Here is a 17,109-nt window from a genome sequence, read left to right on the forward strand (position 1 = left end):
GGCTTGGGCTCCGCGTATGCATTTATTGCACGACGACCATCGCTTTATTGCATTGGCGTTCAACGTCGAAACCTGTTTTTTATTCCCTATTCATCCAGCTGCGATGGTTTTCGGGAATAAAATGAATAAGTCGATACTGCTGAAAAAAACCGCGGTCGTCTGGCCTGCTCTGCCGATAGCGCGGGTCTATTCTCTTGTCGTGTCAATAGTGGTGCCGCTAATCGTGCCGCTGGCGCTGCTGGCGTTGTGGTATATCAGCACCCATTACGACTGGATGCCCGCCCAGATTCTCCCAGCTCCCGACATCGTCGCTAAAACCGCCGTCGAACTCTGGCACAACGATCTCCTGCCGCAGCTCTTTATCAGCCTGCAACGGCTAGCTAGCGGCCTGCTGGCAGGCGTACTGGCGGGAACGCTGCTTGGTGCGCTGATGGGAGCCTCACGCCGTGCCGAACACCTGCTGCACCCAACGGTCTACGCGCTGGCACAAATTCCAACGCTGGGCTGGATCCCGCTGTTTATGGTGCTGTTCGGCATCGATGACGGCCTGAAGCTCGCCGTCATCATCAAGGCCGTGATTATCCCCGTGACGCTGCATACGCAAACAGCCGTGCGTAACGTGCCACATGCACTACAGGAAGTCGCTCGCACTCTGCGCCTGCCGTGGCATCAGCGCCTCATCAAATTGACGCTGCCCGCCGCGCTACCCACTTGGTTAACCGGTTTACGGCTGGCGCTCTCGCAGGCGTGGGTGTCTCTGATCGTGGTCGAACTGCTGGCATCATCGCAGGGCATTGGCTACCTGCTGGTATGGGGACGCCAGCTGTTTCAGTTGGATATTGTGTTTGTCTGTATCGCCGTCATCGGGCTGGCAGGGCTGACGATGGAATGGGCAATCAATCAACTGGAACGCCGTCTGGTTTTCTGGCCACACCCGCCGCTCAGCCGCTTAACCGCCGCACCGTCTCGCCGCTTATCCGCGTTGGTTTTACCTTTTCTGCTTCTGCTGCTCTGGCAACAGGCCAGCCGTTTTGGCTGGAGCGATCCGCTGCTGCTACCACCGCCCGCTGACGTGTGGCACATGCTGTTGCAAGGCGTGCGTGACGGCTCGCTCACCGAGGCGATGCAGGCCAGTCTGACCCGCGCGCTCGCCGGTGCGGTATGCGGGATTATCGCGGGCCTCGTGTGCGGTGTGCTGCTGGGGCTGAATGCCACCAGCGACGCGCTCTTCACGCCTACGGTCGCGACGCTGCGCCAGATCGCGCTGTTTGCCTGGCTGCCGCTGCTGACCGCCTGGGTCGGCAACGATGAAACCGGGAAAATCACGTTTGTCGCGCTGGCCTCGTTCTTCCCCATGCTGGTAGCCAGCCATCGCGGTATCCGCCAGCGTTCACAGGCTTTACAGGAGGTCGCGCAGGTGTTGCAACTGCGTTTATCAACTCGCCTGCGGGTGCTGATCCTGCCGGGGGCCGCGCCCGCGATCTTCGCCGGTTTACGTCTGTCACTGATTTACGCCTGGCTTGGCACCATCGGCGCGGAATATTTCATGTCATCCGGCACCGGGATCGGCAGCCTGATGATCAACGCCCAACAGCTACTGGATATGCCCCTGATTATCAGCGGCATGCTGTTGATTGGATTAACGGGCGCGGTGCTCGACCGCGTCGGATTAGGTCTGGAACAGCGGATGACGCGCTGGCGTTCCGCAGGAGAAATCGCATGACGTCCACAACCCTTGAGGTATCACCGCCAGTCGTACAGTTCGATCGGCTGCGTAAACAGTTTCGTGTACAGGGCGAGTCGTTGACGGTAATCGATGATTTTTCACTGTCGATTCACAGCGGTGAGCTGGTGGCGATTGTCGGCAGCAGCGGCTGCGGCAAATCCACGCTGCTGCGCATGCTGGTCGGGTTGGACAACGACTATCAGGGACGGGTGCTGGTCGAAGGGAAAACCGTGCGCGGCATCGGACGTGAGCGCGGCATGGTGTTTCAGGAACCACGCCTGTTTCCGTGGCTGACGGTGCGGCAAAACATCGCACTTGGACTGGCGAATGAAGCCATCGATAACAAAGAGCGGAAGCGCCTGATCGACCACTTTATTCAGCTCGTGCATTTGCAGGATTTTGCCGATGCCCTGCCCGCCCAGCTTTCCGGCGGCATGGCGCAGCGTGTGGCTATCGCTCGCGGACTCGTCGCCAATCCACGCATCCTGATGCTGGATGAACCTTTTGGCGCGCTGGATGCGTTGACCCGCCAGCAGATGCAGCAGGAGCTGCGCCGCATTCATCAGGCGGAAGGCACGACCACGCTGCTGGTCACGCACGACGTCGAGGAAGCCGTCTATCTCGCCGATCGCGTCGTCGTGCTGGCACCGCGACCGGGACGTATCCGCCAGATTGCGACCATTTCGCTGCCGCATCCGCGCCAGCGTGACAGTCAGGCCTTTCACCAGCAGTGCAGCGACCTGCTCGCACTGTTGACGCAGCCTGCCGACACGGCTGCCGACTTCTCTTCTCTGAACACGTAAACACTGGAGCACCATTATGGGACACCCTTCCGTCTACCCGACCGGCACAACGATTTACAACCTGGAAAAAGCCTGGGGCGGCTACACCGTCTTTCAGGCGCTGGAACGTGGCGCGGTGCTGGTAGATATGAACGGCACCGAACTGCGCCTGTGGGAAGGCCTGCACGGCTTCCCCAACAAAATCCTGCCCGGCGGCTACATCCTCGGGCACAGCGGCGAACGTGATTCACGCTACGGCATGCAGGACATGGTCGATCTGATTCAGGTCGACTGGGACGGCAACGTCGTCTGGAAATTCAACGGCTATGAACACATTACCGATCCTGACCTTCCGCCAGAATGGATGGCACGCGTCCACCATGACTACCAGCGCAGCGGCAATCCGGTCGGCTATTACGCGCCGGGTCAAGAACCGCAGTCGATTGGCGGCAACACATTATTGCTGGCGCATACCAATCTGCATAATGAACGGATCAGCGACAAACTGCTGCTCGACGACACCATCATCGAAGTGGACTGGGAGGGCAACATTTTATGGGAATGGCGTTGCAGCGACCATTTCGATGAACTCGGCTTTGATGACGACGCAAAAACCGCGCTGTACAACAATCCCAACCTGCGCAAAAGCGGCGGTGGGATGGGCGACTGGATGCATATCAACTCCATGTCGGCACTCGGCCCCAATCCGTGGTTCGATCAAGGCGATACCCGTTTCCACCCGGATAACATCATCTGGGACGCGCGCGAATCCAACATCATTGCCATCATCGACAAGCAGAGCGGCAATATCGTCTGGCAGCTTGGCCCCAACTACAACACGCCTGAGCTCAAACACATCGGCTGGATTATCGGCCAGCACCACGCGCATATGATCCCCGCAGGCTTACCGGGCGCGGGCAATATTCTGGTGTTTGATAACGGCGGCTGGGCTGGCTACGGCGCGCCCAACCCGGCATCGGCCGACGGGGTAAAAAACGCCTGGCGTGACTATTCCCGCGTGCTGGAAATCAACCCAGTCACGCTGGATATTGTTTGGCGCTATTCACCCTACGAAGCGGGCATTCCGCACCCAACTGACGCCTTCCGTTTTTACAGCCCGTACATCAGTAATATCCAGCGCCTGCCGAACGGCAATACGCTGATTAACGAAGGGGCCAACGGTCGGTTGTTTGAAGTCACCGCCGATCATGAAATTGTCTGGGAATTTATTTCCCCCTATTGGGGCAAGACGGTGAACACCAATATGCTGTACCGCGCCTACCGCGTGCCCTACGAGTGGGTGCCACAGCTGCCGCGCCCACAGGAAACACCGGTGATTGCCCCAGATAATACTCAGCTACGCCAGCCCGGAGCCGCCGCGCCCGGCTTCGCCAGCGTGATTCGTATTGACGGCACACGCCCTTATAAAAAGAGCGGCGATGCCCTGTGTGTCGCGACCGACAGCGAAGATCTCAAGCGCAGCCCTAAGCTCTTTGCCGTCAACCGTGAGCGTTTTGCGCCACTCACCGCCGACCGTTGGCCTGAACTGGCCGCGCAACGTGGCCCACAGTTGCTGCTAGTCGGCGCGGAGCGCTGCGTCCACTGCAAAAGCCTCTATCGCCAGTTAGAAGCGATTCTGGATAACGAGGTATACCGTCAATTGCCGAGCCATTATCTGGACGCCGATCATCACATTGCACTGGCGGAGAAATTAGCGGTCAGGACGCTGCCAACTCTGCTCTGGATAGAAAACGGTGAAGAACAAGCACGCCTAAGCGGCGCCCAGCAGCCCGACCGCCTGCGCCAGTGGCTGACCACGCAACAGAGCTAACCCTCACACCTTAACGCGATCTCGCTCCCAGTGAGATCGCGTCGTTGCTTTCATTTCTCACTTTTCTTGCGTACATCCTTCCATACCAACGCAGTCGTCCTCTGCGCTTCTTTCCTGCCCATATCCGCTTCTTTTACCATTGCCTACAGATTATTCAGGGACGGAAAAACAGCATGGCCGCGCATGATGCGATTTTTAAACAGTTTCTCAGCGACCCAGCCGTCGCAAAGGATTTTTTCGCCATCCACCTGCCAGAAGAAATCAGGCATATCTGCGACTTCAGCTCGCTGCAACTGCAATCAGCCTCTTTTGTGGACGAGGAACTACGCGCAAGAATATCGGATATGCTGTACTCAATTCAGACAACCACAGGGCAAGGTTATATCTATTGTGTGATTGAACATCAGAGCCGCCCAGAAAAACTGATGCCATTTCGCCTGCTGCGCTACGCGCTGGCTGCTATGCAGCAGCACCTCTCTCAAGGTCACGATACGTTGCCACTCGTCGTTCCTTTACTGTTTTATCACGGCCAGCGTAGCCCTTATCCCTATACGCTGCGCTGGCTCGACGGTTTTGCTGACGCTATTCAGGCAGAAAAACTCTACAATGCCTCCTTTCCTTTGGTTGACCTAACGGTGATGCCAGATGAGGACATCAAGACGCATCGCCGCGTGGCGCTGTTGGAACTGGTGCAAAAACACATTCGCACGCGAGATATGCTGGAACTGGCGCAGGATATCGGGCTATTATTTGAGCGCTGGCAGGTACCGCTGCCGCAAAAAAGAGCAATACTGTTTTACATCGCGCGGAGCGGCAACACGTCAAGGCCTGCAGAGTTTATTGAGACCGTCGCGCAGTCTCTGTCAACGGATCGGGAGGCGATCATGACCATCGCACAGCAGCTTGAGAAAATCGGTTTTGAAAAGGGCATCAAGCATGGCATGCAGCAGGGGATACAGCATGGTATGGAGCAAGGAATGAAAGCCAGTGCTCAAAATATTGCTCGTCAGCTTCTGCTTAGCGGCATGGAACCTGCTCAGGTTTGTCAGATGACTCAGTTGAGCGCGGCGGAACTGGAACAGCTTGTTGATTCATCGAACGAGTAGGCTCTAAAGATACATCTCGCTTTCCTACAATTTACCCTTCCCCCCTCTTTTTCATCAGCGACGCGGTCAGCTAAGGCTGCGTCGCGGCGCCAATTTATACGCTCTGGATCACATTTCCTTTGCACCACGCTGTTGTAATTTGTTATGTTATTACATATCGATTTACACAGACCCTATACGTTAGCCATGATTAACTGGAACAGACACACAGACGCCATTCTTCAGATAGAGAACCTGAGCCTGTCTATTGGTGGTGAAACCAAGGTCAGCGATATCAGCTTTACGCTGTTCGCGGGTGAGCGTGTCTGTTTACTCGGTGCATCCGGTTCCGGTAAATCCCTCACCGCCAAAGCGATCATCGGCACACCGCCGTCGGGCTGCCAGATTAGCGGCAGTATTCGGGTGAATGGCGAAGAAGTCAGCCAGTTGAAAGCACTGGCGCGCCCGCAGGTCAGTCGCGTCTCTGCCGTGTTCCAGGACTCCGCAACGGCGCTTAATCCCCTCATGCCGTTGGGAAAACAGCTGTCTCTGGCGTTGAAAACCACCTCTTCCTCTGAGCTTTCTGCACTTCTGGCTGCAATGAAGCTGGATGATATTCCCAACCTCCTGCAACGCTATCCTGCCGAACTGTCCGGTGGCCAGCGCCAGCGCATTTGTATTACCCTCGCCCTACTCGGCAAGACACGCCTGCTGGTGGCGGACGAACCGACAACTGCGCTCGATGTCATTACCCAGAAGCAAGTATTGCAGGTCTTACAGGAACGTAGCGCGCAGCCGGATGCTCCTGCCCTGCTGTTTATTACGCATGATATCGCCGTTGCCGCCCAACTCTGCCAGCGTGGCCTGGTGATGGAAAACGGACGAGTCATTGAATCCGGCAGTATGCAGCAACTACTGAATGCACCACAGCAGCCGTATACCCGCAGTCTGGTCGCTGCCGCGCGTCGCGCTGACACGCTTTTATCTGACAATCTTTTTCCTGATAATGTGTTACCCACCGCTGTTGCCGGAGCGCTTGCCGGATGAACCACCACCTGCACGCGGTTCCCTCACCGTTTTTAAGCCTTGAGCACGTCAGCCGCTATCGTCAGACGTCACGTTTGCCGTGGCAAAAGGCCGATCCTGCCAGTGCCATTTTTCACGACCTGTCGCTAAACCTGCAACAGCACGAACGCGTCGGGCTGGTCGGTGCTTCTGGCTGTGGTAAATCCACGCTGCTAAAAACCCTGCTCGCGCTTGAAGCGCCAGAAAGTGGTGTGGTGTACTGCGACGGCAACCTGATTAAACTCGGTTCAGTACGTTCGCTGCTCTGGTATCGCCGCCGCGTCCAATATATTCCGCAGGATCCGGCAGGCTCGCTCGCGCCACGTCAACGCGTCGCCGATCTCCTCATCGAGCCGCTGAAGCGACTCCGCCCCGATGAGAACCGTCATGCTAATGGAAACCATTCTGCCCGCCTGGGCGAAATCATGGATCAGGTAGGACTGAGCGTCACGCTTCTGGATAAGGTCGCCGGGCAGCTTTCCGGGGGACAGGCACAGCGTGTCGCGCTGGCACGAGCGCTGATTGTTCGCCCCGAATTTTTACTGGCGGACGAGCCCGTCAGCGGTCTGGATTTACCGCTGCGCGAACAGATTAAAGCCCTGCTTCAGCAGGTCACCGAACAAAACAAAATGGGCTTGCTGATGGTCTCGCACGATATTTCCATGCTCGCCGGGCTGTGCGACAGAATGCTAGTCATGGATGGCGGATGCATTATTGAAGATCGCCCCACGACCGAGGTGCTGGCTTCACCGCAACAGGCGCACACCGCTCATCTGTTGCAGGCCGTCCCCGCGCTATCGACGTCAGGCTATTAGCTCGCTGAAAACGCGCTTTTTACAATAAAATATCGCATCAATAACACCTTCCCCCGTAACGGGCTTTTTATAACGGATCATGACATGTCAGACCTTACCGCCAACCGCGCACCACGGCCTTATCCCCCGTTACTTCTGGGTAGCCAGCTTGTTTTCAATATTGGCTTTTATGCCGTCGTACCGTTTCTGGCGATTTTCCTGCGCGACGACATGCTGCTTTCCGGCTGGGCTATCGGGCTGGTGATTGGCTTACGCACCTTTTCTCAACAGGGCATGTTTTTAGTCGGCGGCGCGCTGGCTGACCGATTCGGCGCGCGCGTGATCATTCTGTGTGGCTGTGTCGTGCGTATCAGCGGCTATCTCCTGCTGGCGTTAGGCGACTCGCTATGGCCGATCATCCTCGGCGCCTGTCTGACCGGTGTCGGCGGTGCCCTGTTCTCTCCCGCCATCGAAGCGCTGATGGCACAGGCCGGTACGCAAAGTGAAAAAGAGGGAAAACGCAGCCGCTCCGAGTGGTTCGCCCTGTTTGCCATTTGCGGCGAGTTAGGCGCAGTGCTGGGGCCGTTGCTCGGCTCAGTGCTGGCCGGATACGGATTCCAGCGCGTGGCGCTTGCGGGTGCGGGCGTGTTTGTTATCGCGCTCATCGTCCTGTTTTTCAGCCTGCCGCCGACGCAGCGCAATCAGAACGAATTACAGATTGCCCCGTGGTGGGAAACGTTCCGCCAGCGCCGCTTTGTCGCGTTCATCATTGCCTACAGCGCTTACCTGTTCAGCTACAACCAGCTCTATCTGGCACTGCCAGTTGAACTGCATCGCTCCGGCAGCAGCGAGAAAGATCTCGGCCCGCTGTTTGTCCTGGCCTCCCTGCTGGTGATCGGATTACAGCTCCCGCTGGCGCGTTTTGCCCGCCGGGTTGGCGCGGCACGCATGCTGCCACTCGGCTTCGCGCTGCTGGCTGCGTCGTTCTTTAGCGTCGCGCTGTTTGCTTCCAGCACGCCGCCTGACGGGTGGCAGCGCCTGCTTCCGGCGATCTCGTTAATTACGCTGCTGACGCTGGGGCAGATGTTAATCGTCCCCGTCGGGATGGACCTTATCCCACGCTTTGCCAACAACAAAAATCTGGGCGCGCACTATGGCGCACTGGCGTCGATGGGCGGCATCGCGGTACTGGTCGGCAACTTTATACTCGGCAGCCAGCTCGATCGCGCGCTGACGCCGTCGCCACAGGCCGCAATTCCGTGGGTGCTGCTGGCCGCCGTGCCGCTGTGCAGTTCGCTGGCCATGATGGTCATCTGCCGCCCATTTAAATCCGCTTCAACCGTGCATGAATAAGGACAGACTGATGAATATGCGCAATCTCCTGTGGCCCGTTTCCGGCTTGCTATCAGCCACGCTGCTGCTTTCAGGCTGCTTCAATGAGCCTGAGGAAAACCACAGCTCACATCATGACGGTCGAATCAAACTGGCGATGCTTCAGCCGCCGCGCTCCGGCCTGACGCCGCTGAGCGATGATGCCTTTAAGCTGTCGCGTTGGAGCACCGCAGAAACGCTGGTGGTACTCGACAAACTCGGCGAAGCCCAGCCTGCGCTGGCGACAACATGGCAGCAGATCGATGATAAATCCTGGCGTTTTGAACTGCGCCCGAACGTCCATTTTCACGATAACACCGCCTTAAACGCCGCCACGGTAGTGAATGCGCTCACCGTGGCCTCCACCGCTGCCCCCAAACCGCGCATTCTGGACGGCGTGCAGTTAACGGTAAAAGCTGATGGCGATAACGCTGTGATTGTCTCCACAGCTAAACCGGATCCGCTGCTGCCACAGCGGTTATCCAGCCCGCAGTTGGCGATACTCTCCACCGCGGCATACGGCAAAAATGGCGTTGTTAATCCGATCAACACCGGAAGCGGCCCGTTCGTTCTGCGTACCGTCACCGGTACCAGCAGCGCGGTATTGGATCGATTCGACGCTTACTGGGGTGATAAAGCACAGGCCAGCGGTATCGACGTCAGTTTTGTGTCCGACGGCGCGGCACGCGCTGCTGCATTACGTACCGGCACGGCAGACATTGTCGAAGCCATTCCGGTTTCTCAGGCACCGTTGCTGGATCAATCGCTGGTGCATGAAGTCCCCATGCCCCGCACCAATACGCTGTATCTGAATACGCGTCATGGCGTGATGCAAGATCCCACGATGCGTGCTGCCGTACGCGATGCGATCAATCGCCAACAGCTGGTGGATAACGTCTATGAGAAGCGTGCTGATATCGCGCAGGGTCTGTTAGGTCCCGCGCTGCCGTGGGCTGCGGAACTGCGTCAGCCGGTAGCGAATCCGGTCAAAGCTGGTACGCCTGCGGGTGCAACCATCACGTTGGCAACGTTCAGCGATCGCGCCGAACTGCCTGAAGTCGCGGTCTATCTGGCACAGCAGCTCACTGCCGCTGGATTTACGGTGAAACAGGTGGTGCGTGAGTATGCGCAGATTGAGTCCGACGCGCTGGCAGGCAAGTTCGATGCCTTTATTTTATCCCGCGCCACCGTGCTGGACTCTGGCGATCCGGTGGCTTATCTGTACAGCGACTTCGCCTGTGAAGGGTCGTTCAATATCGCTCAGCTGTGCCGCCCAGAGATCGATCAGGCGTTGCAAAAAGCGGCCGCGATTCCTGCGGGCGTTGCACGCCGTCAGGCCATCATGCAGGCAGAAAATCTGATCCTGGCCAGCGATGCCGCGATCCCAATGCTGCATGAGCGCGTAATTCAAGGTGAAAGCGCACAGGTCAAAGACGCACTGCGCGACCCGCGTGAACGCACGCTGATTAACGCCGCCACGCATATTGCCACCAGCGCCAAGTAACGGATAGCGCACCCGCAACCAGAAAGATGACGAGTTTATGAGCGAATCGCTGTATTGCCGCACCTGTGCGACCATCAACCAGACGCAACGCCCGCGATACGGCGTGCTGATCCCGCTGTTTTCGCGGCTGCTGACGCTGGCGGGCATCGTGGTATTGATTGGCATGTTGCCGTGGCTATCCGGTCAGGATCCGGCGCTGGCGCTGCTGCGTGCCCGTTCAGGCGAGCAGGAAGCGACGGCGGAAACGCTAAACGCAATTCGTCACTCTCTTGGACTGGATCAAGGCCCGTTGCAGCTGCTGTTGAACTGGCTGACGGGCCTATTGCACGGCGATGCGGGTAACTCCTGGGTTTCTGGTCGACCGGTTCTTCCGGGGATGTTGCAGGCGGCGGGCGTCTCGCTCACGCTGATGGCGTCTTCGGCGCTGGTGGCCTTTACGCTGGCTGCCGTACTGTGCGCCCCTACCTTTCGGCAAGGGTTACGCGGTCAGGTTCATCGTTCAGGCGGCCTGTTTGCCGCCTTGTTTACCGCACTGCCCGAATTCCTGCTGGCGTCATTTCTGCTGATCGTCGGCGCCGTCTGGCTACAGTGGTTCCCACCCTATGGCTGGCTAGGCTTGCACTACGCGGTACTGCCGTCGCTGGCGCTCGGTATTCCAGCAGGCGGTTACCTTGGCCGGATTATCGCCGACGCGCTATCCGCCACTTTCAGCGAAAACTGGCTCACTACCTGGAGCGTGTCGGGCGTGAGCCGTCGTCATATCGCACTGGCAGTGCTGAAGCGCACGTTGCCCAGCGTGATGCCGCTGGTCGGTCTGGTTCTGGTTTCGTTAACCGGCGGTGCTATCGCCGTCGAAAAAGTGTTCGCGATTCCCGGTCTGGGACGTGCAACGCTGGGGGCAGCGGCCGCGCAGGATCTGCCCGCCTTGCAGGTCGGCGTGCTGATTCTCTTACTCATCGCCTCGCTGGCTGGCATAGCAGCAAGCGGCGTACGACTGCTGATTCTCGGACGCGCGCTGCGGAGCGGCGCTATGCCGGTACCGGAAGAACACAGTAATCCGGCATCTCGTCATGCTATCTGGCTGCCGATTATCTGCGTGCTGCTGCTGGCGCTTCTGCTGCTGGCTGGCCTGCCGCGCGATCCCTATACCTCCGCCTTTCTGCGCCTGCAACCGCCGTCGTTCCTGCTGCCTTTTGGCGCGGACGCGATGGGGCGCGATTTATTGGCGCGCGTCGCACACGGCACGCTAAATACCTGTCTGCTGGCGCTGGCGGTGTCGCTGGCCTGTCTGGCGATTGGGCTGCTGGTTGGGCTGTTCCCGCGTCTGTTCAGCGGCCCTATCGAAGTGACTAACGCCCTGCCACCAGTGATTGCCGGGCTGCTGGTTGCTGCGGTTAATGGTCCGACGGCAACGGGCGCGGCGATTGCCGTCATTGCCGTCAGTTGGGCTCCACTCGCGGCTCACACGGCAGCGCTGGTCGCCGAAATCAATGCGCGTCCTTATATTCGGATGCTGCCAATTCTCGGCGTCGGTCCAATACGGCGCAGCCTGTTCTATATTCTGCCCGCGCTGATTGGTCCGCTTTTCCGTCACGCCATGCTGAAACTGCCAGGTATCGCGCTGGCGCTGGCATCGCTCGGCTTTTTAGGTCTGGGCGCGTCACCGCCGACGCCAGAATGGGGACGCGTTTTAGCCGAAGGGATGCCGTATATCGAACGTGCCTTCTGGGGCGTGCTGGCACCGGCGGCCGCACTCGGCGTGCTGTCGATACTGGCTGTGAGCGCAGCGAACCTCTCCGGTCGCCACAAGCACTAACCTATCGAGAGACTCACGCCTCTCTCTACGTTCACAGCCCTGCCAGATTTCACGATGGCGGGGCTGTGCATCTTCAGTTACGCTGTGAGCTAACAGCAGAGCGTGATTAAAGGAGAGAATATGCATAACAGCGGATCCCACGTCAGTCTTACCGTCACTCAGACTCTGGATAAACTGGAAGCGCTGTATGATGACGCCGTCTCAGCGCTGCGCGACGCCATTGGTGACTTCATCAATGATGGCACACTGCCCGATGCTACCGCGCGTGCAGCAGGACTATTTGCCTACCCAGCCTTACGCGTCAGTTGGAGTGGCAATTCGACCGGTCATCCCCGACATCGCGCCTATGGGCGTTTTACTCATCCCGGTAGTTACTCCACCACCGTTACCCGTCCGGCATTTTTGCGTGCTTATCTGGCGGAACAGCTGGCGCTGCTGGAAGGGGATTATGACGTCACCATCGAGGTTAGCCCATCACAGCAGGAAATTCCCTTCCCCTACGTGCTCGACGGTTCCGACCTGATTCTTGACCGTTCCATGAGCGCGGGCATCGCCAAGCATTTCCCTACGACAGAACTGTCGCAGATTGGGGACGAGACGGCAGATGGGCTGTTTCACGCTACCACCACATCGCCGCTATCGCACTTCGACGCGCTGCGTACCGATTTCTCGCTGGCGCGACTTCGCCACTATACCGGCACGCCGGTAGAACATATTCAGCCGTTCATTCTCTTCACCAACTACACCCGTTATGTCGATGAGTTTGTGCGCTGGGCCTGTGCGCAGATTGCCGATCCCGATAGCCCGTATGAGGCGCTGTCCTGCGCGGGGGGGATCTATATCACCGCCGACACGCCTAACCCCGAGCAGACGGTGTCCGATCTGGCCTGGAAGAACCACCAGATGCCTGCCTATCATCTGATTCCCCGTCAGGGTAAAGGGATTACGATGGTCAACATTGGCGTCGGGCCATCCAACGCTAAAACCATCTGCGATCACCTCGCCGTCATGCGCCCCCATGCCTGGTTGATGATCGGCCACTGCGGCGGCCTGCGCGAAAGCCAGTCCATCGGCGATTATGTGCTGGCGCACGCTTACCTGCGTGACGATCACGTACTGGACGCCGTGCTGCCGCCGGATATCCCGATTCCCAGCATCGCCGAGGTGCAGCGTGCGCTGTACGACGCGACCAAGATGGTCAGCGGTATGCCGGGGGAAGAAGTTAAACAGCGCCTGCGTACTGGCACGGTTGTTACCACCGATGATCGCAACTGGGAGCTACGCTATGCGGCCTCTGCCCTGCGGTTTAACCTCAGTCGCGCCGTGGCGGTAGATATGGAAAGTGCGACGATTGCCGCACAGGGGTATCGCTTCCGCGTACCTTACGGCACGCTGCTGTGCGTCTCGGACAAGCCGTTGCACGGTGAAATCAAGCTGCCGGGACAGGCGAACCGTTTCTATGAAGGGGCGATTTCGGAGCATTTGCAGATTGGCATCTGTGCCATCGATCTGCTGCGGGCGGAAAGCGACAAACTGCACTCACGTAAGCTGCGCACCTTTAACGAGCCACCGTTCCGTTAATCGAACAGCGTTGTTCAGACAGCCGACCCTATTCAGGCGGTCGGCTGCTCTGGCGCGACTAAATACGTTATGTTATAACAGTAAAAACACCATAACGGATGTGCCCAATGAAAAAAGGTCTGTCAGTTCTGTTTCTTTCCCTGGTGGCAGCACAAGCTTCCGCTTTTCAGGCGAAAATAGCCCAGTCCGATGATGCTGGGTTACGTAATATCGATGAGGCCAAGCGCACTTTCTCTGGCTTTACGCCAATGGGACTGGAAACCATTCACCCCGGTCAGTGCGATGCGACCTCTGTTAACGGCTGCGGTTGCCCATTTTGCACCCAGTTACGGCTCATTGGTCGCTGAGCATCGCACCTTTAGCATCGAGAATGCAGGCATCCCTGCCCGCATATCGCTTCAGCCCTGATTGGGCTTTTAGCGCTTACCCGCCAACTCGGTGGGTGCGCCATCAATTTTAATATCCAACCCCTGCTTCGCGCTGTTCAGGTAAAACTCACGAATTCGCTGATTCACTGGATCACTGACGTACACGCTGCCGCCGACAATGGCGAGAGATGGTGTTGGCGTTTTCGCACCGTAAGCGCAGTCAAACGCCTCAACCGCATCAAAGCTGGCGACTTGTTTCCAGTTCGGCGCCACGTCATACAACCGCAGCTTGCCATCCGGCGTCAGGTTGGCGACCCGCTTGCCATCAGCAGAGACTTCAAATTTGCACACGGCCTGAGCGTCTGGGATAGCAAACGTATCCTGTGCCGTGAGCTTTTTCGCCTGAGGATCGATGCGAATGAGTGCATTAAACGGTTGCCCACCCAGCCCACCGTAATTACCAACCATATAAGTGCCTTGCAGGCCGGATTTCAACGTGCTGGTACGGCGATCGTCAGGGTACGCAAGCTTATGCGATACCCATTTCCCACTCTGCTGTTTTACGACCAAAACACCGCCGTCGCTTTTCGCATCGCCATCCGATAATTTCGCGTTACAGCCAAAAACGTGGACGTGATTTAGCGCGCTGTGCCCGTGAAACTCTTTACAAGAACGCTGGAGATCCTGCTCCTGATTAAAGTCCGCTATCGCTTTCCAATCCTTGTCTTGCTGATAAACCACAAAACCGTTAGGACGCGATGTCACCGTTTTATCATCCCCTTTGGCATAGGCTGCTTTCGGCACGGAAATCAGCCACTGATTATTCCCCAACGGTGCGGTGATGCCGTGCTGCGGTGCCGGGCTTTTGCGCTTCTCAACAACAGGATTCGCGCTATCCAGATCCGACAAGCGGATCATGACCGATTCTGGCTTGCTGGGGCCGTCCCACGGACGTAAGCCATCGTACGACCAGGCCACCCAGCCATTCTCAGAGGTAATATGTGAGGGTTTGTCTCCCGTCACCCGTAGCGGCAAAAGACGCGGTTCGCCTTTATGCACATCCAGATGGTCATCGTGCGATTCATAGGTCAGGCCGGTATCAAGAAAAGCGATAGTGCCTGCATCATCATAAAGGTTGACGATTGTGAATCGCCCATCCTCTGTAGGCACCAACGCCGCATTCGCCCGGCCCACGTCAAAGGTATGCGTAACCTTGAAGGTATCCAGATCCAGCACGCTGAGCGTCGGTTTCTGGTGATCGGAAAAGATTAACCGCCCGCGCAATACCTCATGATCGTGCGCCTGAACGCTCGCACTCCCCGCCCCCATCAACAGCGCCAGAGTCGCTGCGATTGTCGTTTTCTGCATCTTTCTCTCCGTGATGTTATTGTGATTTTTAGTTATGTTATAACATAACAATTAAAGATGCCAGACTTGGGCAGGAAGGGGCATAGCAAAAGCGCCACATCTGTGGCGCTTGCTTAAGACAGTAAAATTGAGGCTAATTAATCTCAGGATGCTGTTCGGTCAGCCGTTTTCTTTTCTTCTCCAGTTCGGCAATTTGCTCATCGATTTCTTCTATTTTCTGCTCGATATTGTCGTACTGTTCCTGCAACAGCTCTTTGGCTTCCGTCCGATCCGATGCCGCTGGCGTTGCGCCTTTCAGCGGTTGGTTAGCGGTTTCCCGCATCGACATCCCCGTAATCAGGCCGATCAGTCCAATCACCATAAGGTAATACGCCGGCATATATAAGTTACCGGTAGACTCCACCAACCACGCAGCCGCCGTTGGCGTAAAGCCCGCAACCAGTACGGAAACGTTAAATGACGTCGCCAGCGCGCTATAACGAATGTGCGTGGGGAACAGCGCAGGAAGCGTTGACGCCATCACCCCCGTAAAGGAATTCAGCAGTACGGCCAGCATCAGCAATCCGCAGAAAATCAGCCCAATCACATCGCTGTTAATCAAGATAAAGCTGGGCACCGACAGCAACAGCAGCCCAATACTGCCGCAAATAATAAACGGTTTACGCCCGTAGCGGTCGCTCATTAGCCCCATCACCGGCTGCACAAACAGCATCCCGATCATGACGGCGATAATAATCATCACACCATGATCTTCTGAGTAATTCAGGCTGTGTGAAAGGTAACTCGGCATATAGGTCAGCAGCATGTAATAGGTGACATTGGTGGTAATCACCATCCCGATACAGATCAACAAGCCTTTCCATTGTTTGGTCACAATCTCACGCAGGGAGACCCTCGGCGGAGATTGGATGCTGTCTTTTGATTCTTTATCAATTTTGTCAACGTGCTGTTGGAACGTCGGCGTTTCTTCCAGCGCATGGCGCAAATAAATCCCGATTAATCCGAGCGGCGCGGCAATAAAGAACGGAATACGCCATCCCCAATCCAGAAAACTCTCTTCTCCCACGATGGAAGAAATGAGCACCACGACACCTGCCCCCATTACGAACCCGGCAATAGAGCCGAAATCCAGCCAGCTCCCTAAAAAGCCGCGTCGTCTGTCCGGGGAATATTCAGCAACAAAAATCGCCGCGCCGGTATATTCTCCCCCGACGGAGAATCCCTGCGCCAGTTTCGCCAACAGCAGTAATATCGGTGCCCAAATACCAATCGATTCATAGGACGGAATCAAGCCGATACAGAATGTGCTCACCGACATGATAATAATGGTGATCGACAGGACTTTCTGGCGACCAAATTTATCCCCCATCGCACCAAAGAATATCCCACCGAGCGGCCGAACCAAAAAGGGAACCGAGAACGTCGCCAGCGCGGCAATCATTTGTACGCCGGGATCGGCGCCGGGGAAAAAGACCTGTCCGAGTGCATATGCCACAAAGCCATATACGCCAAAATCAAACCATTCCATCGCATTACCCAATGCGGCGGCGGTAATGGCTTTTTTGAGTCTGGCATTATCAATAATGGTAATGTCCTGAATTTTCATCGGTTCAATTTTTTTCTTTTTTAATCTCATCCTTTTTTCCTTTGCTTAAAAAGCGACCCTTTATTAAAAATAAAATGCTCTCTTTCATGCACAGGGAACCACCCGACTGTGCGCTGAAAAATGAACAGTTTATTGGCCGCAATATTCATTACTCGTTGATACTGCTGGATGAAGTATAGAAGAATTTGGACAAAAGCTCGGATTCAGGCACC

At 56.8% G+C, this 17,109-nt stretch carries 13 protein-coding genes; 11 read left to right on the forward strand and 2 right to left on the reverse strand.

Annotated elements, in window-relative coordinates; genetic code table 11:
* The first annotated feature begins 121 nt into the window (after positions 1–121).
* The 11 genes from BUB06_RS13550 to BUB06_RS13600 all read left to right on the forward strand — a co-directional run bounded on the left by BUB06_RS13550 (position 122) and on the right by BUB06_RS13600 (position 13,902).
* The gene (locus tag BUB06_RS13550) at positions 122–1,723 is read left to right on the forward strand and encodes an ABC transporter permease (RefSeq protein WP_039473890.1); all 1,602 of its coding nucleotides are present in this window, start codon (positions 122–124) and stop codon (positions 1,721–1,723) included.
* Positions 1,720–2,529 (forward strand): ABC transporter ATP-binding protein, encoded by an 810-nt coding sequence (locus BUB06_RS13555; RefSeq protein WP_039473551.1) that lies wholly within the window; start codon positions 1,720–1,722, stop codon positions 2,527–2,529. Before BUB06_RS13550 ends, BUB06_RS13555 begins: the two co-directional genes overlap by 4 nt.
* A gap of 16 nt (positions 2,530–2,545) precedes the next feature.
* Positions 2,546–4,339, forward strand: a complete 1,794-nt coding sequence (locus BUB06_RS13560; protein WP_039473554.1) for an aryl-sulfate sulfotransferase — start codon at positions 2,546–2,548, stop codon at positions 4,337–4,339.
* Between the two features lie 173 nt (positions 4,340–4,512).
* Positions 4,513–5,445: an Rpn family recombination-promoting nuclease/putative transposase gene (locus BUB06_RS13565; RefSeq protein ID WP_010302120.1), complete on the forward strand. Its 933-nt coding sequence runs from the start codon at positions 4,513–4,515 to the stop codon at positions 5,443–5,445.
* A gap of 186 nt (positions 5,446–5,631) precedes the next feature.
* Positions 5,632–6,471 carry an ATP-binding cassette domain-containing protein gene (locus tag BUB06_RS13570; protein ID WP_175552167.1) on the forward strand — a complete coding sequence of 280 codons (840 nt, stop codon included), beginning with the start codon at positions 5,632–5,634 and terminating at the stop codon, positions 6,469–6,471.
* On the forward strand, positions 6,468–7,304 hold the full coding sequence (locus BUB06_RS13575) for an ABC transporter ATP-binding protein (RefSeq protein ID WP_039473557.1): 837 nt from the start codon (positions 6,468–6,470) through the stop codon (positions 7,302–7,304). The genes BUB06_RS13570 and BUB06_RS13575 overlap by 4 nt, the downstream gene beginning before the upstream one ends.
* A gap of 84 nt (positions 7,305–7,388) precedes the next feature.
* A complete protein-coding gene (locus tag BUB06_RS13580; RefSeq protein ID WP_039473560.1) occupies positions 7,389–8,636 on the forward strand; it encodes an MDR family MFS transporter in 1,248 nt (415 codons plus the stop codon).
* Positions 8,637–8,646: 10 nt separating this feature from the next.
* Positions 8,647–10,158: an ABC transporter substrate-binding protein gene (locus tag BUB06_RS13585; protein ID WP_039473562.1), complete on the forward strand. Its 1,512-nt coding sequence runs from the start codon at positions 8,647–8,649 to the stop codon at positions 10,156–10,158.
* Between the two features lie 37 nt (positions 10,159–10,195).
* Positions 10,196–11,974 (forward strand): ABC transporter permease subunit, encoded by a 1,779-nt coding sequence (locus BUB06_RS13590; protein WP_039473563.1) that lies wholly within the window; start codon positions 10,196–10,198, stop codon positions 11,972–11,974.
* Positions 11,975–12,094: 120 nt separating this feature from the next.
* Positions 12,095–13,555: an AMP nucleosidase gene (locus BUB06_RS13595; protein ID WP_010302103.1), complete on the forward strand. Its 1,461-nt coding sequence runs from the start codon at positions 12,095–12,097 to the stop codon at positions 13,553–13,555.
* Between the two features lie 107 nt (positions 13,556–13,662).
* Positions 13,663–13,902: a hypothetical protein gene (locus BUB06_RS13600; RefSeq protein WP_039473566.1), complete on the forward strand. Its 240-nt coding sequence runs from the start codon at positions 13,663–13,665 to the stop codon at positions 13,900–13,902.
* Between the two features lie 69 nt (positions 13,903–13,971).
* On the opposite strand, the gene BUB06_RS13605 is transcribed toward BUB06_RS13600, so the two are convergent.
* Positions 13,972–15,291 (reverse strand): hypothetical protein, encoded by a 1,320-nt coding sequence (locus BUB06_RS13605; protein WP_039473569.1) that lies wholly within the window; start codon positions 15,289–15,291, stop codon positions 13,972–13,974.
* Between the two features lie 133 nt (positions 15,292–15,424).
* A complete protein-coding gene (proP, locus tag BUB06_RS13610) occupies positions 15,425–16,927 on the reverse strand; it encodes a glycine betaine/L-proline transporter ProP (protein ID WP_039473572.1) in 1,503 nt (500 codons plus the stop codon).
* Positions 16,928–17,109: the final 182 nt, after the last annotated feature.

The sequence above is a fragment of the Pectobacterium carotovorum genome (assembly GCF_900129615.1).
Taxonomy (GTDB): Bacteria; Pseudomonadota; Gammaproteobacteria; order Enterobacterales; family Enterobacteriaceae; genus Pectobacterium; species Pectobacterium carotovorum.